Origin of the sequence: Alkalihalobacillus sp. NPDC127517, assembly GCF_050276055.1 — a bacterium.
Lineage (GTDB): Bacteria > Bacillota > Bacilli > Bacillales > Bacillaceae_D > Alkalicoccobacillus.
Window position 1 is genome coordinate 71,975 of the sequence record NZ_JBNNQX010000008.1, and the last position, 21,658, is coordinate 93,632.

The 21,658-nt window shown below is 40.5% G+C and carries 19 protein-coding genes; 6 read left to right on the top strand and 13 right to left on the bottom strand.

Annotation, left to right across the window (positions count from 1 at the left end; translation table 11 throughout):
• Window positions 1-72: 72 nt before the first annotated feature.
• The gene (locus tag ACQKKO_RS12300) at window positions 73-930 is read right to left on the bottom strand and encodes a MurR/RpiR family transcriptional regulator (protein ID WP_498647573.1); all 858 of its coding nucleotides are present in this window, start codon (window positions 928-930) and stop codon (window positions 73-75) included.
• Window positions 931-1,083: 153 nt separating this feature from the next.
• Here ACQKKO_RS12300 and ACQKKO_RS12305 point away from each other — a divergent pair, with 153 nt between their 5' ends.
• Window positions 1,084-2,109 (top strand): Gfo/Idh/MocA family oxidoreductase, encoded by a 1,026-nt coding sequence (locus tag ACQKKO_RS12305; RefSeq protein ID WP_498647574.1) that lies wholly within the window; start codon window positions 1,084-1,086, stop codon window positions 2,107-2,109.
• Complete coding sequence (locus ACQKKO_RS12310) at window positions 2,106-3,053, top strand: Gfo/Idh/MocA family protein (RefSeq protein WP_498647577.1); 948 nt, start codon at window positions 2,106-2,108, stop codon at window positions 3,051-3,053. Before ACQKKO_RS12305 ends, ACQKKO_RS12310 begins: the two co-directional genes overlap by 4 nt.
• Before the next feature lie 70 nt (window positions 3,054-3,123).
• Here ACQKKO_RS12310 and acsA read toward each other — a convergent pair whose 3' ends face one another.
• Window positions 3,124-4,839: an acetate--CoA ligase gene (acsA, locus tag ACQKKO_RS12315; protein WP_498647579.1), complete on the bottom strand. Its 1,716-nt coding sequence runs from the start codon at window positions 4,837-4,839 to the stop codon at window positions 3,124-3,126.
• A 182-nt stretch (window positions 4,840-5,021) separates the two neighbouring features.
• Between acsA and ACQKKO_RS12320 the strand changes: the two genes are divergently transcribed.
• From ACQKKO_RS12320 to ACQKKO_RS12330, 3 genes are read left to right on the top strand one after another with little or no spacing between them, the layout of a single operon-like run.
• A complete protein-coding gene (locus ACQKKO_RS12320; RefSeq protein WP_498647580.1) occupies window positions 5,022-5,654 on the top strand; it encodes a GNAT family N-acetyltransferase in 633 nt (210 codons plus the stop codon).
• Window positions 5,655-5,682: 28 nt separating this feature from the next.
• Window positions 5,683-6,336: a CBS and ACT domain-containing protein gene (locus ACQKKO_RS12325; protein WP_498647582.1), complete on the top strand. Its 654-nt coding sequence runs from the start codon at window positions 5,683-5,685 to the stop codon at window positions 6,334-6,336.
• The gene (locus tag ACQKKO_RS12330; protein WP_498647584.1) at window positions 6,323-7,501 is read left to right on the top strand and encodes an acetoin utilization protein AcuC; all 1,179 of its coding nucleotides are present in this window, start codon (window positions 6,323-6,325) and stop codon (window positions 7,499-7,501) included. Before ACQKKO_RS12325 ends, ACQKKO_RS12330 begins: the two co-directional genes overlap by 14 nt.
• Before the next feature lie 50 nt (window positions 7,502-7,551).
• Here ACQKKO_RS12330 and ACQKKO_RS12335 read toward each other — a convergent pair whose 3' ends face one another.
• The 3 genes from ACQKKO_RS12335 to ACQKKO_RS12345 all read right to left on the bottom strand — a co-directional run bounded on the left by ACQKKO_RS12335 (window position 7,552) and on the right by ACQKKO_RS12345 (window position 10,630).
• On the bottom strand, window positions 7,552-8,259 hold the full coding sequence (locus ACQKKO_RS12335) for a 5'-methylthioadenosine/adenosylhomocysteine nucleosidase (protein ID WP_498647585.1): 708 nt from the start codon (window positions 8,257-8,259) through the stop codon (window positions 7,552-7,554).
• 14 nt (window positions 8,260-8,273) lie between these two features.
• Entirely contained in the window at window positions 8,274-9,278 is a 1,005-nt protein-coding gene (gene ccpA / locus ACQKKO_RS12340; protein ID WP_498647587.1) for a catabolite control protein A, read from the bottom strand.
• 275 nt (window positions 9,279-9,553) lie between these two features.
• Window positions 9,554-10,630, bottom strand: coding sequence for a bifunctional 3-deoxy-7-phosphoheptulonate synthase/chorismate mutase (locus ACQKKO_RS12345; RefSeq protein ID WP_498647588.1), 1,077 nt, complete (start codon window positions 10,628-10,630; stop codon window positions 9,554-9,556).
• A 198-nt stretch (window positions 10,631-10,828) separates the two neighbouring features.
• Between ACQKKO_RS12345 and ACQKKO_RS12350 the strand changes: the two genes are divergently transcribed.
• Window positions 10,829-12,982 (top strand): cell division protein FtsA, encoded by a 2,154-nt coding sequence (locus tag ACQKKO_RS12350; protein ID WP_498647591.1) that lies wholly within the window; start codon window positions 10,829-10,831, stop codon window positions 12,980-12,982.
• A 189-nt stretch (window positions 12,983-13,171) separates the two neighbouring features.
• On the opposite strand, the gene ACQKKO_RS12355 is transcribed toward ACQKKO_RS12350, so the two are convergent.
• From ACQKKO_RS12355 to ACQKKO_RS12390, 8 genes are all read right to left on the bottom strand, one after another.
• Window positions 13,172-13,621 carry a YtxH domain-containing protein gene (locus tag ACQKKO_RS12355; protein ID WP_498647593.1) on the bottom strand — a complete coding sequence of 150 codons (450 nt, stop codon included), beginning with the start codon at window positions 13,619-13,621 and terminating at the stop codon, window positions 13,172-13,174.
• The gene (locus ACQKKO_RS12360; protein ID WP_498647595.1) at window positions 13,602-14,078 is read right to left on the bottom strand and encodes a DUF948 domain-containing protein; all 477 of its coding nucleotides are present in this window, start codon (window positions 14,076-14,078) and stop codon (window positions 13,602-13,604) included. The genes ACQKKO_RS12355 and ACQKKO_RS12360 overlap by 20 nt, the downstream gene beginning before the upstream one ends.
• Before the next feature lie 258 nt (window positions 14,079-14,336).
• Window positions 14,337-15,638, bottom strand: coding sequence for a UDP-N-acetylmuramate--L-alanine ligase (gene murC, locus ACQKKO_RS12365; protein ID WP_498647597.1), 1,302 nt, complete (start codon window positions 15,636-15,638; stop codon window positions 14,337-14,339).
• Between the two features lie 215 nt (window positions 15,639-15,853).
• Entirely contained in the window at window positions 15,854-18,460 is a 2,607-nt protein-coding gene (locus tag ACQKKO_RS12370; RefSeq protein ID WP_498647599.1) for a DNA translocase FtsK, read from the bottom strand.
• A 146-nt stretch (window positions 18,461-18,606) separates the two neighbouring features.
• Entirely contained in the window at window positions 18,607-19,212 is a 606-nt protein-coding gene (ytpR, locus tag ACQKKO_RS12375) for a YtpR family tRNA-binding protein (RefSeq protein WP_498647601.1), read from the bottom strand.
• Window positions 19,213-19,263: 51 nt separating this feature from the next.
• Window positions 19,264-20,133 (bottom strand): DUF1444 domain-containing protein, encoded by an 870-nt coding sequence (locus ACQKKO_RS12380; protein WP_498647603.1) that lies wholly within the window; start codon window positions 20,131-20,133, stop codon window positions 19,264-19,266.
• Window positions 20,134-20,221: 88 nt separating this feature from the next.
• Window positions 20,222-20,548, bottom strand: a complete 327-nt coding sequence (locus ACQKKO_RS12385; RefSeq protein WP_498647605.1) for a thioredoxin family protein — start codon at window positions 20,546-20,548, stop codon at window positions 20,222-20,224.
• A gap of 11 nt (window positions 20,549-20,559) precedes the next feature.
• Window positions 20,560-21,582 carry a PTS sugar transporter subunit IIC gene (locus tag ACQKKO_RS12390; RefSeq protein ID WP_498647607.1) on the bottom strand — a complete coding sequence of 341 codons (1,023 nt, stop codon included), beginning with the start codon at window positions 21,580-21,582 and terminating at the stop codon, window positions 20,560-20,562.
• Window positions 21,583-21,658 lie beyond the last annotated feature (76 nt).

Genomic DNA, 21,658 nt, shown 5'->3' on the forward strand with positions numbered 1-21,658 from the left:
AGCTTAAACTGAAAATAATCATAGCTACACCGCAAATGAATACGGGTACAATAGGTGTAAATACTCCTCTCTTCACTCTTCTACTTCTCCACTCGCTGACCTTGCCGCATCACTCAGACTTTGTTTATAACGATCATAATCCAGCTTATATATACATGAATAGATGGTGTTTAATACGTATTCAAATGAGATTTGTGAAGAGAAGGTTCCAATCTTGGAGAACTTGTCTTCCTCATTTGGCACTAAGATTGTATGTGTGCTTTGATTGGTGAGTTCACTATTACTTGTAGCTGTAATCGAAATAATAGGAACTTCTTTTTGAGTTAAATAATTGGCTGCTCTAATTAGCTCTTTTGATTTCACATGATATGTAAGGAAAATTGCACAATCTGATGGAGTCAGATTCGTTGAATGATAAGACCACTCAGATAGCTCTGTCGCGATCACTACATATTTATTAATCTTAATCATTTTGTTTTGGAAGCTCTTTGCGCGAATTTGTGAATCCCCTAGCGCATAGATGAAAATTTGCTTTGAATCGTTTATCAGATTAGACACTTTTTCGAGTGTATCGTCTTCTAGGAAATGATACGTCTTTTGCACAACATAAGACATTAAATTAGCAAGTTCCTTTGCTATTTCTATAGGCTGTTCATCTGGAGTAAATGGGTAATTAGGGTTTGTCTTTGTTTCTTGCTTATTTTCTTTTTGTAATTCCTGAGCTAGTTTGATGGTAAATTCTTTGTAACCTGCTAACCCTAACTTTTGAACAAATCGAATAATCGCCGAATGAGATGTGTATGTTTTTTGTGCAAGCTCTTGAATAGTTAAGTAAAGTACATTCTCCCCCTCGGACGTCACATACTCGGCAATACTTTTTTCATTAGTGGTAAATCCTTCTTTCTCTTCTAATTGATCTAAAATTCGCATAAAGTCACTTCCTTCTATCTAACAATGAACAAAATGTTTAAGCCTTTTATGATTAATGATTCAATAATGATGATTTATACCAATATGGCTGTAAACCCACGTTTATAAGCTTTTTCTATTTATAATATAGGAAAACCATAAAGGAGTCACATGATGCTAACTATTGGATATATCGGTAATGGGAAAAGTACAAATCGCTATCATCTTCCTTTTTCGCATAATAGGGATAACCTAAATATAAAAACGATTTATGCTCGTGATTTGTCAAAAGAAGATTGGGCTCGCGTTCCTTCAGTTAACTATACAGATCAGCTATCTGAGTTGCTAAATGATCAAGAGATTCAAGCTGTTGTAGTATGTACGCATCTGAATTCACACTTTGACTTAACAAAGCTTGCACTAGATCATGGAAAGCACGTACTCGTTGAAAAACCATTTATGCAAACAAAAGAAGAAGCCGAATCTATTTTTAAGTATGCCAAAGAAAGGAATCTTCATGTGCAGTGCTACCAGAACAGGCGATATGATTCAGACTTTTTAACAACGAAAAAAGTGATTGATTCTGGAGTGCTTGGAGACCTAGTAGAGATTGAAATGCACTATGATTACTACCGACCAGAAACACCTTTGTCAGTTCAGAGCTTCTCCCCAACAAATAGCTTTTTATATGGGCATGGCGTTCATACCATTGATCAAGTAATTTCGATGTTCGGTAAACCTCAAGCTGTCCATTATGATGTACGTCAATTACTTGGACCAGGTAGAATGAACGACTATTTTGACCTTGACCTTTATTATGATTCCCCTTTAAAAGTATCCATTAAATCAAGCTTTTTCCGCATCAAGTCAAGACCTAGATTTTCGGTTTATGGAACAAAGGGAGTGTTTATAAAAGAAACAGAAGATCGTCAAGAGGAGCATTTAAAGCTATTTTATATACCTAAGGATCATCCTGACTTTGGGTTAGACCTTCCTCAGCACTACGGGACACTCACATATATTGATGAGGCAGGTGTCTACCATGAAGAAAAGGTTGTTTCTGAAAAAGGCGATTATGCGAGAGTGTATGATGATTTTTACAAGATGATTGTGAATCGAGAAGAAGGAACTATTAAAGATTTTGAAACATTAGGTGTGATGGACATACTTGAAACAGGGATTAAGGGGTGCTCCGAATGAAACTAGGTATCGTAGGTTCTGGGATGATTGTTCATGATCTGTTAAGCTTTGTTTCTGACATTTCTACCATTGCAGTTGAAGGAATATATGCTAGATCAAAGGAAAAAGTTCAAACCCTTCAAGATAAGCATTCAATCAAAACAACCTATGTCAATTATGAGGATATGCTTCATAATCAGCAAATTGATACGGTGTACATTGGCTTACCAAATCATTTACATTATGAGTATGCAAAAAAAGCATTACTTCAAGGGAAACACGTGATTTGTGAGAAACCTTTTACATCGACTCTGAATGAATTCAATGAATTACAAGAACTCTCTTGTCAACAACAGCTCATGTTACTTGAAGCCATCTCTAACCAATATCAGGAGCAGTATATAGCGCTTAAACGTTCCCTTCCTAAATTAGGCGATATTAAGGTCATTGAGTGTAATTATTCTCAATACTCGTCTAGATACAAGGACTTTAAAGATGGTATCATTCATCCTGTTTTTGATCCCTCTATGGCTGGTGGCGCACTCATGGATATCAACATTTACTGTATTCATTTTGTTGTTGGATTATTTGGTTTGCCAGACCAGGTGCAGTATTTCCCTAACAATGAAAACGGAATAGATACATCTGGAATTCTCATTATGGATTATGGCTCCTTTAAGTCCGTCTGTATCGGAGCTAAGGATAGCTCAGCATCACCTTCTATAAATATTCAAGGAAACAAAGGGTCTATTCATATTCAACACTCTGCAAATCATGTAGAATCTTTTACTTTAAACGAATATGGAGGAGACTCTACTTTTGTTCGTTCAGAGAACTCAACACATCGTATGTATGATGAGTTTGTTTCATTTGCAGCAATGATTGAAAATGAGGATCTTGATCAAGCAATCAAGAGATTAGAGCATAGCGAGCGTGTTATGCAGGTTCTTGACAAGGTCAAATAAACCTTCCTAAAACAGATAAGAAGCCGAATGACTCTACTTAGTGAGTCATTCGGCTTCGAGCTGTTTGCTCTTAGTCTTCCATTGTTGATAAATCACCTGTTGGCAAATCAAGCTCCCACGCTTTTAACACGCGACGCATAATTTTCCCACTTCTTGTTTTAGGAAGTCCTTTACGGAACTCAATCTCACGCGGGGCGGCATGAGCGGATAAGCCTTCTTTAACGAACACACGAATCTCTTCTTTTAATTCATCAGAGATCTCATAGCCCTCTCTCAGGGAAACAAAGGCCTTTATAATCTCACCGCGGACAGGATCTGGCTTACCAATCACTCCAGCCTCAGCAATAGCTGGATGCTCGATCAGCTTGCTTTCTACTTCAAATGGTCCAACCCGTTCACCTGACGTCATAATGACATCATCAATTCGCCCCTGGAACCAGAAGTACCCGTCCTCATCTTGATACGCAGAATCACCAGAGATATACCAGCCTTCAAGTTCAAAGTAGCTGTTGTACTTTTGTGGGTTGTTCCAAATTTCTCTCATCATTGATGGCCAGCCTTTGCGAATAGCTAAATTCCCCATTCGATTTGGTGGAAGCTCATTCCCACGATCATCAATTATTGCTGCCTGAACCCCAGGGATTGGTTTACCCATTGAACCTGGGCGAATCTCAACAGATGGATAGTTACAGATAAGCTGAGCACCTGTTTCTGTCATCCACCACGTATCGTGAATCCGCTTGTTAAATACTTTTGAACCCCAGCGAATGACTTCGGGGTTAAGGGGTTCTCCTACACTTAGAACATGACGCAGACTGGACAGGTCATACTTCTTCACTACTTCGTCCCCTGCACTCATCAACATTCTAAACGCAGTGGGCGCACTATACCAAACCGTCACTTTATTCTTTTCAAGCGTCTCATACCAATCCGTTGGGCTGAAGCGCCCCCCTCGAATCACATTTGTCACTCCTGCAAGCCATGGGGCAAAGATTCCATAAGATGTACCAGTTACCCAGCCAGGATCTGCTGTGCACCAGTAGATGTCATCCTCTTTTAAGTCTAGTACCCATTTAGCTGTCTGATAGTGCTGCAGCATCGCATTGTGTACGTGAAGAACGCCTTTTGGTTTTCCGGTTGAGCCGGATGTATAATGTAGAATTAATCCGTCTTCGCGATCAACCCATTCGATGGAGAGCTGGTCAGAAGCCTGCTCTAGCTTTGAATTAAAATGAACATAATTGCCAGAAGCCTCGTATTCATCAGCTACGATTAATACTTTTTTCAAATCTGGTAAGTCTTCAAAAGGAACTCGCTCCATTAAGGCAGGTGTCGTCACCAAGACTTTTGCACCACTATCCTCTAGACGGTCTCTGACTGCACCTTCCATAAATGCTTCAAACAAAGGCCCGACAATCGCGCCCAGTTTAATGGCTCCAAATAATGCAAAATACAATTCTGGAGAACGTGGCATAAAGATGAAAACACGATCTCCTTTCTTAACTCCTGCTTCTTTTAATACATTCCCTGCTTTGTTTGAGTAGGCTTGCATTTCTTTAAATGTATATGATTCATCTCGTTTTTGATCACTATACAGTAAAGCAGTCTTATCTGCTTTATCCCCTTCTGCAAAACGATCAATGGCCTCATAGGCAAGATTTACTTTGCCAGAAGTGTTCCAGGAGAACTCTTTTTCAACATGACTCCAATCAAACGATTCGTATTCAGTTTCATAGTTTTCTAGATTATAATGCCCGTTTTCAGGTGGAAGCGCTTGCAATTTCATATGTCTCTTCCTTTCTGTAATGAATTAACATTAGTATAATATACGTTTTTCAAATACACAAATAGAAAGTAAGGGTTTACAGTTATAATAAAAAAACTGTTCATAATATTCGTTCATACTCTCGTGGCATGTTAGAATTGTGTATAATGAACGTATCAGCCTTAAAAGGTGAGTGAACAAATATGAATCATATCAAAACGTACCATTCTAGACTGATTTCGTTTCAAGATAGACAATTATTAATCGAAGGTCCTATCTCTAAGGACATGCTCGCATCCTATGCATTTCACGAAGACCTCAACTCGTTTCGACCTGCAAAAAAGCAGAAAGAAGCGTTGCTTGAAATTGTTGAATTGCCTGAGGGTCGGATTAACGTCGTAGTTGATGGTGACATGGTTGTTGGATATGTCACATTTCTTTACCCGGATCCCATGGAGCGCTGGTCAGAAGGGAATATGGAGAATCTATTAGAACTCGGAGCCATTGAGATCGCTCCTGCTTATCGCGGGGTTTCAGCTGGCAAAAACCTTGTCTCTCTCTCTATGCTTGATGCAGAGATGGAGAACTATATCATTATTACAACCGAGTACTATTGGCATTGGGATTTAAAAGGTAGCGGGTTAGATGTATGGGAATATCGAAAAGTGATGGAAAAAATGATGGGTGCTGGTGGGCTCGTCTGGTTTGCAACAGATGATCCTGAGATCAGTTCACACCCTGCCAATTGTCTGATGGCTCGAATTGGTTCAAATGTAGGACAAGAATCGGTTCAACAATTTGATCAACTACGTTTTCACAATCGATTTATGTATTAATTAACTTAGGTAAAGGAGTCTTGTTCACATGAAAGTAAAAGATATTATGAAGCGTAATGTTGTGACATTGTCTGAAACTCACACGATTAAGGAAGCGCTTCATTTACTTGAAAAGAACCGAATCAGACATATTCCTATCGTTAATGATCAGGGTCATATACAAGGAATTGTGTCAGATCGAGATATTCGTGACGCTAGACCTTCAATATTTGCACAAGATTCGGATGACCAGGATTTACTTAAACCCGTTTCTTCTCTGATGTCTACACATATCATTACAGCTGAACCAGAAGATTTAATCCAGGAAGTTGCATCTGTGTTTTATTTATACCATATTGGATGTCTCCCGATTACTGAAGATGACCGGCTCGTTGGAATGGTAACAGAAACAGAGCTGCTTCATACGCTAGTTGAATTTATGGGGGCAGATCAGCCAAGTACACAAATTGATGTGGAAGTGAATAATAGTCCAGGTCAATTAGCAGATCTTGCACACATTTTTAAAGAGCTAGATATTAACATTCATAGTGTTATGGTTTATCCATCTGAACAGGAACAAACTAAGACACTTTTATTCCGTGCGCAGACAATAGATGCCAGGCAGGTCATTTCCGCGATAGCAAAAGCTGGTTTCACTGTACGTGGTCCACAACTCAATGGAGATTCATATGAAGAAAGCTGACGCTTGCTATGTGTACTCCCGTGAGGAGCACGCTTATCACTTTCACGATAAGCATCCGTTTAATCCTCTAAGACTTACATTAACAAAGGACTTACTCGAAGCGTGCAGTAGTTTAGATCAAACAAGCATTCTCGAACCAAGAAAAGCAACAGAAGAGGAACTAGCGTATGTTCATGATTCCGCCTACATTGAAGCCGTTAAGCTTGCAGGAGCTAATCAGCTCAGTGCGGATAAGGCGAGAAACTACGGACTAGGAACAGATGATACTCCTCTATTTTTAGGGATGCATGATGCAGCTTCTTATTTAGTAGGTGGTACATTAGCAGCCGTTGATGCAGTGATGAACGGAGAGTATACCCATGCCTTACACCTGGGTGGTGGCTTACATCATGGATTTCGTGGGAAGGCATCGGGTTTTTGTATCTATAATGACTCTGCGATCGCCATTGAATACTTAAAGCAACATTATCAGGCTCGTGTGCTATATGTGGATACTGATGCACACCATGGTGACGGTGTGCAGTGGTCCTTCTATGATGATCCGGACGTATTTACTTTGAGTGTTCATGAAACGGGTCGCTATCTTTTTCCAGGTACCGGTAGTATTGCGGAGAGAGGCGCTGGATCTGGGTATGGTTTTAAGCTGAATATTCCATTGGAAGCCTTTACAGAGGATGACTCATTTATCACTAGCTACGAGACCGCATTCCGTGAAGCCGTTGAATTCTTTAAACCTGATATCATTCTGACGGTAAATGGTGCAGATTCACATTATCTCGACCCCCTCACCCATTTACATACTTCTCTTAAAAGCTTTCATTTTATTCCTAAGCTTGCTCATGAACTAGCACATGAGTATTGTGAGGGCCGGTGGGTCGCTGTTGGTGGGGGTGGGTATGATCATTGGCGTGTGGTTCCTCGTGCATGGGGTTCCATTTGGTTAGAGATGACAGAGCAAACCCACGTATTGGATCAGCCTATCCCGACAGATTGGATTAATCGTTGGAAACATAAATCTGAAGTGCCTCTGCCTACTACATGGCACGATGAACCATCTATGTTTCCGACCATCCCTCGAAAACCGATTATTACGGCAAGAAACCAGCAGACAGTTGAGAAGGCTTTGTTTGCTATACGAAATGAGAAGAAGCGGAGGAAGTCTTAACAAAAAAAACAGCGATCCATCAGTTAGATGGTTCGCTGTTGTATAAAACACTAGATGTTCCAGGAATGTAGCATTTCTGAAACGAGTGTGTAGGACTGTTCACTTGCAAGCTTCGTAAAATCAGTAAAGCTCATAGTTGCTTCCTCGTTCGCCTTATCAGAGATTGCTCGGATAATGACAAAAGGAATGTCATTCATGGATGCTACTTGAGCAACAGAAGCCCCCTCCATCTCCACGCAACTACCAGTAAAGTCCTCTTTCAGCTTCTCGGAACGCTCAACATCTGCAATAAACTGATCCCCACTTAAAACGCGTCCTCTTTTGACTTGACAAGAAAGAACACGCGTGGCTGCTTGATGAGCTAAGTGAATTAATCCCTCGTCCGCTTGAAATAAAGACGGTGTTGATTGCATCGGGATCTGCCCTTTTTCAAACCCTAACGCGGTTGCATCCATATCGTGCTGGATCGCGTCTACAGAAATGACAACGTCACAAACATTCAGCTGTTTGTCTAAAGCCCCTGCAATTCCAGTAAAAACAAGATGTGTCACTTGAAAGCGATCAGCTAAGAGCTGAGTGGTAACAGCAGCATTCACCTTACCAACACCCGATTGACATAAGACAACGGAGCACCCTTGTATGGTGCCAAGATAAAATGTGATGCCTGCGTGCTCCTGTTTCTGCTCTGCCTGTAAGTCTGCTCGTAATTGAGCAATTTCCTCAGCCATTGCTCCAATTAACCCAATTCTAGTAGCCAACGCACCCACCAACCTTAATCGTTCTTTGTTGACTGTCTGAATTCAATACGGTGTGGAAGCTGAACCGTATGATCTGTTACCTCTTCTTTGTTCATAAACTTGGTTAACAAACGCATCGATACAGCACCGATATCATACATCGGTTGTACAACCGTTGTGAGTGTTGGACGGACCATAACAGACAAACGAGTGTTATCAAAACCAATAACGTCAAAGTCACCAGGAACATTAAAGCCTTTGTCCTGCGCACCGTGAATGACACCAAGTGCCATTTCATCAGATGAAGCGAAGATGGCTGTAGGCTTGTCCTCCATGCTAGTGAAGGTATCCATGGCCTCGATTCCAGAATCATATGTATAATCACCTAAGACAATTAGGTTCTCATCGAATTCTAGATTCTTTTTCTCAATTGCAGAACGATAGCCAGCGAACTTCTGGAATCCATTAATCGGATCATCAAGCGAACCGCTTAGCATACCGATACGTGTATGCCCTTTTTCAATTAGAGTCGTAACCGCATCTTCTGCCGCTTGCTTGTAATCAATGTTAACAGAAGGGAAATTCTTCTCTTGATCAAGCGTTGCTGCTAGAACAATCGGTACTGGTGAACGCTTAAACTGCGCAGCGTGTTCTTCTGTAATTTCTCCACCCATATAAACAATTCCATCTACTTGCTTCTCAAGAAGCGTATTGATGAGATGGATTTCTTTTTCTTTATTCTGGTCGGAGTTACAAAGAATAATATTGTATTTGTACATTGTTGCAATATCTTCAATTCCTCGTGCTAACTCAGAAAAGAAGATGCTAGAAATATCAGGAATGATAACCCCAACAGTTGTTGTTCTTTTACTAGCCAGACCACGCGCTACTGCATTCGGTCGATAACCAAGCTGTTCAATGGCCTCTAGTACTTTTTTTCTAGTTGTAGGCTTCACGTTGGGGTTTCCGTTCACAACTCGTGATACAGTTGCCATGGATACGCCAGCTTCTCTCGCTACATCATAAATCGTTGTATTCACATTGATCCTCCTCATAACATGCTTATGTCCTCATTTTGTACTGTTATCATACGCTACAAACCAGGCTTCCGCAATGTCTTTCGCATTTATTCGACACTATCCGATATTTCTTCGTTATTCTTAGTCATCGAACGTTTTCATATAATACTACAGTTATTCCCGTAGGCACTATTTAATATGCTTCCTTTTACCAAAAAAGCTCATCAATCCATTTTAATCCTCAAACATAGGAAAAGCAACCCACTTCAATAGAAGGGGCTGCTTTAATAAATTTATTAATTCTTGTACAAGCCGGATGCTGTCAATTCATCAATAAATGTGTTAAAGGTTGGGATGTCCATTTGCTGTGCAGAGTCAGAAAGTGCAACAGCTGGATCCGGGTGTACTTCAGCCATAACTGCATCAGCACCAATGGCTAAAGCAGCTTTTGCTGTTGGAAGAAGTAAATCTCTTCTACCTGTAGAATGTGTAACATCTACTAGCACGGGTAAGTGTGTTTCTTGTTTCAGAATTGGTACAGCTGAAATATCTAGTGTGTTACGAGTTGCTTTTTCATACGTACGAATGCCGCGTTCGCAAAGCATGATTTGACTGTTTCCTTTAGAAACAATGTACTCAGCTGCATGAATGAACTCTTCAATTGTTGCAGACAAACCGCGTTTAAGTAGAACCGGCTTGTTCACAGAACCTGCTGCTTTAAGAAGCTCAAAGTTCTGCATATTACGTGCCCCAATTTGAATCACATCTACATAATCCAATGCCATTTCAATGTCATTTGGGCTAACAATCTCACTAATTACAACCATATCTTGTTCTTGTGCTACACGCTTTAAGATTTGAAGACCTTCAAGTCCAAGTCCTTGGAAATCGTATGGAGATGTTCTTGGTTTGAACGCACCACCACGAAGAAGCTTTAAGCCACGCTCTTTCATTGCTTTTGCAACAGCTGTTACTTGCTCATAGCTTTCAACTGCGCAAGGTCCCATAACAAGACGTTGCTGGCCATCTCCAATTGTTTCACCTTTTAGATCAACAATTGTGTTTTCCTTTTGTCTCTTTCTTGAAACAAGTAATGCTTTAGAGTTATCTTCTTCTTGTAGTTCAAGACCAGCTTTAAAAATTTGCTTGAACAAGTGCTGAAGCGTGCTTGTTTCAAATGGTCCTTCATTATGCTCAGCAATATGATCAAGCATTTTGCGTTCACGAACTGGATCAAAACGATTAACCCCAGATTCGCGTTTAACTGAGCCAATTTTTTGGACTAAGCCAGCACGCTCATTTATTAAAGACATTAGCTTTAGATTCACGTCATCAAGTTCAGAACGTAGTTGTTCTAGTTGTTCATTACTCATACTCTCCACTCCTCACAAAAAATAAGTTCTCTTTAACTTAACTTCATTATAAAGGATGTATTCATGAATGTCACGACATTTCTCTTTATTTCTTAGACGCTTTTAAGCACTAAAGCGTTTTGTGTAATTCTATATACCTTTTCTCTGCTAACTCTAGTAAAATAGAATCAGCATAACAGAAAGGTAACAGGTGATTAAATGGACGTTTCGCAAACTTTATTTGCTTTGGATATTGGCACTCGCTCTGTTGTAGGCCTGCTCTTGCAAAAGCAAGGCGATCAGCATACGTTAATTGATATTGAAATCATAGAACATCAAGAGCGCTCGATGTTGGATGGACAGATACATAATATTCCTGCTGTTGCGGCAGTCATACAAACGGTAAAAGAACGCTTAGAAGAAAGACATGGCCCTCTAAAAAAAGCGTGTGTGGCAGCTGCCGGCCGTTCACTCCTTACAAAACGGGCGACCTATTGTGTCCAATTAGATGAACACCCCTTACATACAAAGGAAGAGTTAACACAACTTGAACTTAGCGCGGTCACACAAGCTCAATACCAATTGGCGCTTGATTCGGATCATTCCTCTGCAGCTCGTTATGATTGTGTTGGCTACTCTGTATTGGAATACCGATTAGATGGTACACCAATCGGAAGCTTACTTCAACAGACAGGTAATCAAGCTGAAATTGAGGTCATTGCCACATTCCTACCTAAGGTTGTCGTAGAATCCTTACTTCAAGCTCTTCATGAAGTTGGATTAAGCTTAGAAGCATTAACACTAGAACCAATCGCTGCTATCGATGTATTAATTCCTACTTCTATGAGAAGACTCAATGTGGCCCTTGTCGATATTGGAGCAGGCACTTCGGATATTGCGTTAACAGCTGATGGTACGGTTCAAGCATATGGAATGGTTCCTACCGCAGGAGATGAAATCACGGAGGCTCTTAGTGATGAATACTTGCTTGATTTCCCCGAGGCGGAATCAATCAAACGGATGTCACTTCAAACTGAGAAAATACAACTAACTGATATCTTAGGGTTAACCACTGAGTATACAACAACGGATTTATTTGAATCCATTAAACCCTCTATTCAAGAACTAGCTCATAAAATTGCAGATGAGATCTTGCGGTTGAATGGAAAACCACCACGAGCCGTGATGTTAGTAGGAGGAGGAAGTCAAACACCATTTTTACCCGAGTTACTAGCTAACGCCTTACAGCTTCCCTCAGATCGCGTAGCCGTTCGCGGCGTGGATGCAATAAAACATTTTGTTTCAACAGATGAAAAAGCAGTCGGTCCAGAACTTGTTACTCCAGTCGGCATCGCGATTGCCGCAAAACGAAATCCGATTCAGTACGTTCAAGTTCAAGTGAATCAGATGAATTTACGTTTATTTGATGCAAAGAAATTAACAGTTGGTGATGCCCTTGTCTCTGCAGGATTGGATGTGTTAAAACATCATGGGAAGCCGGGTCTGGCGATGGTGATTAAAGTGAATGGGACTCTATTTTCGATTCCTGGCCAGCTTGGGTCCTCACCTGTACTTAAACGAAATGGTATGACAGCGGATTTATCAGAACCAATATCAGAAGGGGATTCAATTGTTATTGAAAAAGGCGAAGATGGTTCTCCACCACATGTGACAGTTGGGGATGTAATTGAGGAATCGTCGCAGTTAACGTGTTATGTGAATGGCGAAAAAACAGCGTTTGCTTTCGCTTTGTTTAAAAATGGTCAACGATCAGATCGATCAGCTTTTTTACAGGATCGTGATGAAGTGATGATTCAAAACAAAGTAACCGTACAGGACGCACTAACTTATATGAAAATCAAACCAGCATTCTTTAAGGGTGTCCAAGTAACAGTCAATCAGGAAAGCATGAATGTTCGACATCAAGAGTCTACATTGCTGTTAAACCATCGTTCAGTTTCTTTTGATCAGAAACTGTCTGAGGGTGATCATCTTACTGTTTCGGTTCCGACTGATGAAAGAGCTAATGTCACAATAGCAGACTTAATTCGTCAACTCGGAAATGTAGAACAATCCATCACTGTTACGTTTAATGAAAAAGTGATACAGCTCATGAAAGAAACAGTAGAGCTCTATCAAGAGGGTATGAGAGTTTCAGCTGATACGATTCTGACTTCAATGGATACCTTTATAACCAAAGAAATAGATTTTAGTCCATTTATCGTTCAAGATTTATTTGCAGTAACAGATCTTACAATTCCTACATCAAACCATACATTTACATTGCTCTGTAACAACGAGCCCGTAGAATTTACAAGTAGCTTAAAGCACGGAGATAACATCGAACTTTCATTCACAAAACTAACGAACTGAATTGTGCACAAATAGTAAAAGGATGCCGTTACAGTGAGGACTTCGCTTTCAATGGGGGCAACGTCAGCCTCTTACACGCAAAATCGTTGCTCCAGAGTCTACGTCTCCACTTCTGCTAAAGATGATCATATAAAAAAGACTGATGATTCTACCGAATCATCAGTCTTTCATTTTAAATTTATCGTTACGTTAGTTCATTTTGTTCTTTTCTTGCTCTAGTTTCTTCTCTAAATCGTCAACCTCAGATTTTACCGTTGCGGATACTTTTTGACCAGAATCCTTAAGTTCACTAGTTAAATCCTCTGTAAGAGATGCAACCTCATCTTTTGTTTGGCTAGCATCATTTTTCACAGTGTTAGCTACTTCTTTTACTTTATCGGCTACTTGACTTGATTGATCTGATACTGTTTTTGCAATGTTATTAGACTTTTCTTTTGCAATCGTTGCCCATTCGTTTCCTTTATCATATGCAGTTGAAGTGAACTCTGATGTTTTTGCTTTTGCCATTTGAGCTTGCTCTCCCAAATCGTTACGAAGCTCTTTACCAGATTTCGGAGCTAAAAATAAAGCTGTGGTTGCCCCTACAATTCCTCCAATTAGTGTACCAATTAGAAAATCCTTAGTATTCATATCTCCCATTTTCATTTCCTCCTTGTGTTTTTATTGGTTCGTTGAGATGCTGCTTTCTCAGCTTAAACTTTGTATACAAATCAAGGGCCGTAGTCCCCCAATTAACAGCTTTAGCAATGTTTTCTGATTGTTCAACCGTTTGACTTGAAACGGTATTTGATACTTGTCGAATTGATTGATTAAACTGTGAAACCGATTGACCCAAATCCTTAACCGATGTAAACATGGTGTTTACTGCTTCTGATTTCTGTTGAATATCATCAGCCAAGCGGTTGGTCTTATGGAGCAATTGCTCCGTTTCACTTGTGATGCCATTAATTTGTTTCTCTAAATTGGCAACGGTGTTAGCCGTATGCTCAAGTGTACGATTTGCTGATCGCAGTGTTCGAACAAGAAAAATAACGAGTACAGCAAACGCAACAGCTGCTATCAGGGCACTTATGTACAAGAGTATTGCCCAATCCATGATGTATCCCTCCTCCATACCTTAGATTTACCCAAAGCTAAATGTGATTAAACATAAGTATGTTAAAACATATTCGACAGCTTTTTTAGATATCCTCTATCATACCTTACTTTTCAGGGTAATAAAAAAAATTTAATGAACTAAAAAAGACTGTCTTAAGAGATAGCAGCAAAAGGACTGGAAAAATAAAAAAGACAAATGATTCACTTCACTAAAGAAGAATCATTTGTCTTTCTAAACCAATCATTCGTTTTCCTCTTACTGCTTCACTAGATTCTCATAATTCTTTTGGAACTTTTGAATATCTCCAGCACCCATAAAAAGAAGCACGCTGTTTGAATGTTTACCAAGAACTGAGACATCTTGTTCTTTTAAAACATGCGATTGTGGAATAAGCTCTTGCAGATGGCCAATAGTCAAATTCCCTTTATCTTCTCTTGCTGATCCAAAGATATCACATAGATACACAGAATCCGCCTTTGAAAGTGCCTGCGCAAATTCATCAAGAAACGTCTTTGTCCGAGTAAACGTATGTGGTTGGAATATAGCCACGACTTCATGATCTGGATATTTCTTTCTTGCTGCTTCAATTGTAACGGAAATTTCAGTAGGATGATGAGCGTAATCATCAATTAACACCTGCGCGCCAATTTCTTTTTCACTGAAACGACGTTTAACCCCGTCAAACGTTTGAAGATGGGCAGCAAGATCATCAGCCGACACTCCTTCGTAATGACAAATAGCAATCACAGCTAATGCATTTAGTACGCTGTGGTTGCCAAATCCAGGGATTGTAAAGGTTCCATACAAGCTGTTACGTACAAACACATCAAAGGTCGTTCCATGTTCTCCACTTTGTACGTTATGCGCTTGAAAATCGTTATGATCTTTAAAGCCATAATAGACTACAGGTACATTAGCATGAATTCGTTGCAAGTATTCATCATCACCACAAGCGATAATTGCTTTATTCACTTGCTTAGCCATTTCTTGGAATGCGTCAAATACATCTTCAACGTCTTTAAAATAGTCCGGATGATCAAAATCAATGTTGGTCATCACACAATAATCAGGCTTGTAGTTAAGGAAGTGTCGTCTGTATTCACACGCTTCAAACACAAAATACTTTGAGTCCTCTTCCCCTCTTCCTGTCCCATCACCTATTAAGTAAGAAACAGGATAAACAGATCCAAGCATGTGAGAAAGTAAGCCAGTTGTGGATGTTTTTCCGTGTGAGCCAGTTACAGCTACACTCGTAAATTGGTTAATAAACTGACCAAGAAATGTTGGATATTGCTCCACTTTAATGCCCTTTGCTGCAGCTTCCTGAAGCTCAATATGGTCTTCATTATAGGCAGCTGACACGATGACCTTTTGATTTTCTTTAATATTCGCCTTATCAAAAGATAAAAGTGGAATTCCTTTTCTCTCAAGTGGTTTCTGAGTAAAAAACGTCTTTTCTACATCCGAACCTTGCACAGTATAATTCATGTCATGCAGGATTTGAGCAAGAGCACTCATTCCTGACCCTTTAATCCCAACAAAGTGAAAATCGCTCATATGGTAAACCTCCCCGCTAAATCTCATTCTCGATACAGTCGGAAAACAAGAGAAAGCGTTCATTCATTTTTTATTAATCATCTATTTTGTCTCATTAGCTTTTATCTCTTAGTATATGTTTCATGCTTGTAATACGCGTCTGACAACCTTAGCTCACTTGTATCTGACGCCCCTCCCTATGATATAGAATTAGAGGTGTTTAGACAAGTGGCTTCTTAGTCAGTGTATCCAAGAACTTTATCGACAGACATTTCATCAATGAGAACCTGTCTAGGTTTACTCCCCATTGCTCCTGTGATAACACCCCTTGCTTCAAGCATATCGATTAATCTTGCGGCACGGTTATACCCAATTCGGAATCTTCTTTGCAAATTGGATGCTGAAGCATTCCCTTGATTAATCACATGATAACATGCTTCTTCAAAGAGCTCATCTTCCTGCTCTGTCTGTTCCACTGTTTTTTGCATTTGTTCCGTATCTAGTAAAAACTCCGGCTTTCGTTGCTTTTTCACATGCGCAATAACATCTTCAATTTCTTCATCCGTTACAAACGTCCCTTGAACACGAACAGGCTTTGGAGAACCATTTTCGTTGAACAGCATATCACCGCGCCCAAGTAACCGCTCGGCCCCGTTCATATCAAGAATCGTTCTGGAATCCGTTTGAGAAGAAACGGAGAAAGCAATTCGAGTTGGAATGTTTGCTTTGATTAACCCCGTGATGACGTCAACTGAAGGTCGTTGTGTTGCCACCAATAAGTGAATTCCACAGGCTCGAGCTTTTTGAGCAATACGACAAATCGAATCTTCCACGTCTTGTGGTGCTACCATCATAAGATCAGCGAGTTCATCAATCACAACCAGTATGTAAGGCATGGCTGGTTTGCTTGGATTATCTGAATATAACTCATTATATCTGCCTACATCACGGACGCCTTTTTGGCTAAATTGTTCATATCTACGTTCCATCTCACCAACAACCCATTTCAACGCAATGGTTGCTTGCTTTGCATCCGTAATAACCGGTGCAACTAGATGAGGAACATCATTATATGGAGCAAGCTCAACCATTTTCGGGTCAACAAGAAGAAGTTTCACCTCATCCGGATTGGCTTTATATAAGAGACTTATTAGAATTGAATTAATACAGACACTTTTACCAGAACCCGTTGCTCCAGCCACTAAACCATGTGGCATTTTGCGTAGATCTGTCACGATCGGCTGACCTGATATATCTAATCCCAATGCAACAGTCATTGGTGAGTCCGGTTTGATAAACACATCACGTCTAAGAATCTCTCGTAACCAAACCGCTTCAGGATGAAGGTTCGGAACCTCAATTCCAATCGTGTTCTTACCAGGGATCGGTGCTTCAATTCTAATTTCCTTAGCAGAAAGAGCCATTTTAATATCATCTGATAAGTTTGTTACTTTATTTACTTTGACCCCTCTAGCGGGCTGAATTTCATACCTTGTCACAGATGGCCCCATCGTTGTATGAACAACCTTTGCATCAACATGAAAACTTTGCAATGTTTCCTCAAGTAACATTGCTTGCTCTTCAAGCCATTCAGTGTCCGTCGCTCGTTTGGCTTCCGGATAACGTAGTAGCTGGATACCTGGTTTTTGGTAGGAGTCGTTTGAATCTTGTTTTATCTTCTGAGCCGGTTGAACTTGTTTATCCTTAGGCATCATTAGTACATTAAACGGAATAGAAGGTTTACTAGTTGATTTCGGTTTACCTTGCTCTTCGGCTGTTGTTTTAATCGGTGCAGTGACAACTTGTTCTGGTTCCGTTACTTCTGTCTCTTCTACTGGTTCAACCTCAACCGTTTGTGAAGACAGCGTGCTGCTCTCATTAGAAAGATCGCTATCATCGATTATTGGTTCTTCCACAACTACCTCAACAGCACTCTCATCCATTTGAACCTCGTGAGAATCTACCGTTTCCGGCTCAGGTTTTGGCAATATGTCTACCTCATCAAGTACAGGTACATTATGTACCTCAACCGTTTGATCGTTCTGACTGATAGCATCTTCCTGAGGTGCTTGCTCTTTAATAAGGTCGTATTCATCATGTGCATCCGAACCGGAGACAGCCAATTCATTAGGTGCAGGAATATCCATATACGTTTCTACTTGACCTTGATCTGTTTCCACCGGTACCACATCATGCACTTGAATGTCTTCGACTACATCTATTTGTTCAGGTTCGTTGTTCCATTCAGACAAAGAGGGCACAGGTCTTCGCAGTTTCTCAAACACTGAGTCCTCTAGCCGTTTATTAAGCTCTTGCCGTTCTCTTAACCACGAGCCTGTAACGCGAGCCTCACCTTGATGCGCGTCATCAGTGTTATGTAACGTTAACTGTGTTCGCTGACTAGGTGTAACCTTCCTGAATCCATGAATAGGAGAAGGAATAGACGTTGGTTTAAAGTCAGGATTATTAAATTTAACCCGTTCTTTCTTTTCTTCGAGCACTTCTTCCTGATCAGGATATTGAACTCGCTGTGAACCCTTTGGTTGAGCTGTTTCGGCTTTAACCTTCTTTTCCCATTTCGTTTCATCCACTTTTCGATCGTTCATCATTTCCTTAGCCTGTTCTTCCATCTCTTCAGGAAATCTTACACCACTTGACTTTGCATATTGATATGTAATCCGGGGCGTGTGATCTGAAGGTTCTTGATAAGAGGAATAGTTAGGTTTCCGTTCAATTTTGTTTGAACGCGTTTCAGTTGTCTCTTTTTCTTCTGTTTCTCTATCATGCTCTGATCCAAAGAATGTTTGTTGGATCCATTTTTGAAAACGGTTCAATGGTTCCACGCTTTCATTCACCTGCTTTCTAACCACTAAGCTCCTCGGAACAGAAAAAAGCCGGCAGCAGTAAGATCACTTTATCACATGCACAAAGGCTGCTTTAGGAGACCTATTGCTAAACCAGCCTTTTTCATTTTAGGCTGCTGTAATTTTTATCTTGTAAACGGTTGACCCGCTTCATGCGAGTCTTCAAGGACTAGAATCCCTTTTTCTTCAGGCGCATCAGGAAGATTAAGCTCTTTGGCTGAGCAAATCATTCCATTTGACTCTACGCCACGCAGAGAGGCTTGTTTAATTTGTAGACCACTTGGCATAACTGCTCCTACTAAAGCAACAACAACCTTTTGACCTGCTTCTACATTAGGAGCACCACAGACGATTTGTAAGGTTTCATTACCTACATCCACTTGGCAAATCCCTAGCTTATCTGCGTTAGGATGCTTTTCTTTAGAGGTCACATACCCAACAACAAATGTCGGTTGATCTGCACCGTCAAATGAAAAGGTCATCCCTTCTTTTGAAAAAGCACTCTGAACCAGTGACTTCATTGAATCAGTTAACTCAACAACTCCCGAATCCTCTATTACCCCAAAAGCAGACGCGTTAAACACGTTATATCCAATTGTTTTGTTTGAATGCACGTCATAAATTCTCGCAATGTTTCCAGTGCGCTCATAAGATTGTTCTGCTACTTCGTTATTTGAAAGAGAAATTAGCAATGTGTCGCCTATCCCTTTAAGATTATAAAATACGTTCATGAAGGTGCTCCTTTATCTTTTTTCTCGTTTCTAGTATAACACAGCTACTTTTTAGTTTGATGGGCCTTTAGGTTTTTTTTGTGCCATGATAAACACGGGTTCAATCCCATTGTCCCCCATTAAAAATGGAAGGGCTGTGACTGGTACTCTGCCTTGTCCAAAAAAGGTCAAAGTCGTTTGTGCCATCACGTCGTACCCTGTATCATTTACAAGATCGACAAAAAATAAAGCGTCTTGATGTGGAATCGCAATGCCTAATTCGCCTTGCACCTTTTTACCCATTTCTTCAATCAGAGAAGGATCAAGAATTCGACTCGCTTCATACCCGTCTTTTGCGTTCATAAAGTAAAAGGTATTTCCTGCTACCTCCTGTTGTTTAAAGGACTGTGGAAGTGAGCGTAAATTAAACAGCGCCATCTCTCTCAAAGACTCTGATGTCATTCCGCTTTGTTCTAATAGTGAATGATCAATGAGCGTATAGGATTGACCTAAATCAAGTGCATAATACACTCTTGTCTCAGCTGTATGCTCATGGAAAACAAGCTTCTTGCCGTCTTTTGATTCCTCAGGAAATGAGGCCGCACGAATCACAGGATAAATGCGAGACTCGTTCCCCTTTATATTGACTTGTTGACGCATCGACTCAAGTCCAACTTTCACATAGCGTACAGCTTCATCCACACCTGCATACTCTTCACGTTCCCATTTTGCGAGTAACGGGCGTAACGAGAGAGTGACTCCCTTGTTTGTTACCGTATCTTCTATTCTAAGTGTGGCTTCTTTTTGATTGTATTTGATATTCCATTCTGGATGCTCAAGCTGAGCTTCAATCTTCTTTCTAAATTCCTGCATATTCATATCTAATTCTTCCTTCCTACCAATCGGTAAGCGATCCATTGTAGTCTTTACCGATTTTACCATGTGTATGGCAACATTCCAACGAAACCGTATCTTAATGCATTCATAAAAAATACCTCTTTAGGATTTGACCCAAAGAGGTATTTCTTAATTACACGCTTTTCGCTTCGGCTTCAGTTAAGAATTTCTCGATTTCTTCTTGTGTTTTGCGGTCCTTGCTTACAAAGCGATGAATTTCTTGTCCGTTTGCATAGGCTAGGAAGCTTGGAATTCCAAAAATACTTAGCTCTCCACATAGATCAATAAATTGATCGCGATCTACATAATAGAAATGAAAGGTCGGAAAGTCAGCTTCCACTATTGGAAGAAACGGCTCGATTACGCGACAGTCGGGGCACCAATCTGCTGAAAACATAAATACTGCTGTTTCATTCTCACTAATTTTTTTAAAGTGTTCTAAGTCTTTTACATGTTCCATCTTAAATCTCCTCAGCTTTCTTTAGATAAAGTGTAGATTTTCATATCTCCATCTCTAATATAACCCATTTTCCTCATCAATTCCGAGAAAAGTAAACTAAGAAATGCTGGGGCTATAAAATAAAAGATCAGAACAGCGATTACACTTGATGAATGGAAGCCCATATCTCTAAATGTCATAATCGGTCCAACCAATCCACTTGTGCCCATTCCGGCTCCAGCAGGAATATTGGTTATCCCAAATACAATCACTCCGATTGGTGCTAAAATTGCGCCGGCTATTAGAGGAGGAATGATAATAATCGGCTTCTGAATCACCTTCGGAAGAAGAAGCATCGAGGTCCCAAGTCCTAAAGGAATCAGTCCAGAAAAGCGATTGTCTCTAAATCCGCTGACGGCAAACCCAATCATTTGAGCTGCGCAGCCTATCGTCGCGGCCCCGGCAATCGGTCCTTCAAGCTCTAAGACCATTCCAAGCGCAGCGCTTGACGTTGGGCCAGTGATTATAAGCCCCATCACAGTTGCTACAACGATACACATGATAAGCGGCTGCTGTTCCCCCGCCCACATAATGGCATTTCCTAATGTAGTCATAGTTGTTTGCACACCTGGACCTGCAAAGAACCCAACTACATATCCGCTAATCACCGTTACAAAGGGAACAAGAATAATATCCATTTTTGTTTCACCACTGATCAGCTTCCCCAACTCAACTGCTATAACCGAAGCAACAAAACTCCCAGATACGCCACCAAACTCTGCTCCGGCAGCTCCTGCCACTACCGCAGAAAGGACAACGAGTCTAGGTGCTTTAAGCCCAAGAGCAATGGCTGCGCCAATTGCTGGCCCCATCATCGACATTGCCAAGTCTCCGATTCGTATGAGACTTTCCATGCCAAACTGTTCCCCTGCCGTACTTAGAATAAGTCCAATAATTAATGTTGCAAAAAATCCTATAGCCATTTGCCCCATTGCATCAATAAAATAAACACGCCAATGAAGCTTAACCCCTTTTTTCTTTAAAAAAGCGTTCACGGTTTCTCCTCCTGTCATCTACCCATCCCATCATACTCTTAACTATTACACCTGACAAGACACTTGTTAAAAAGAG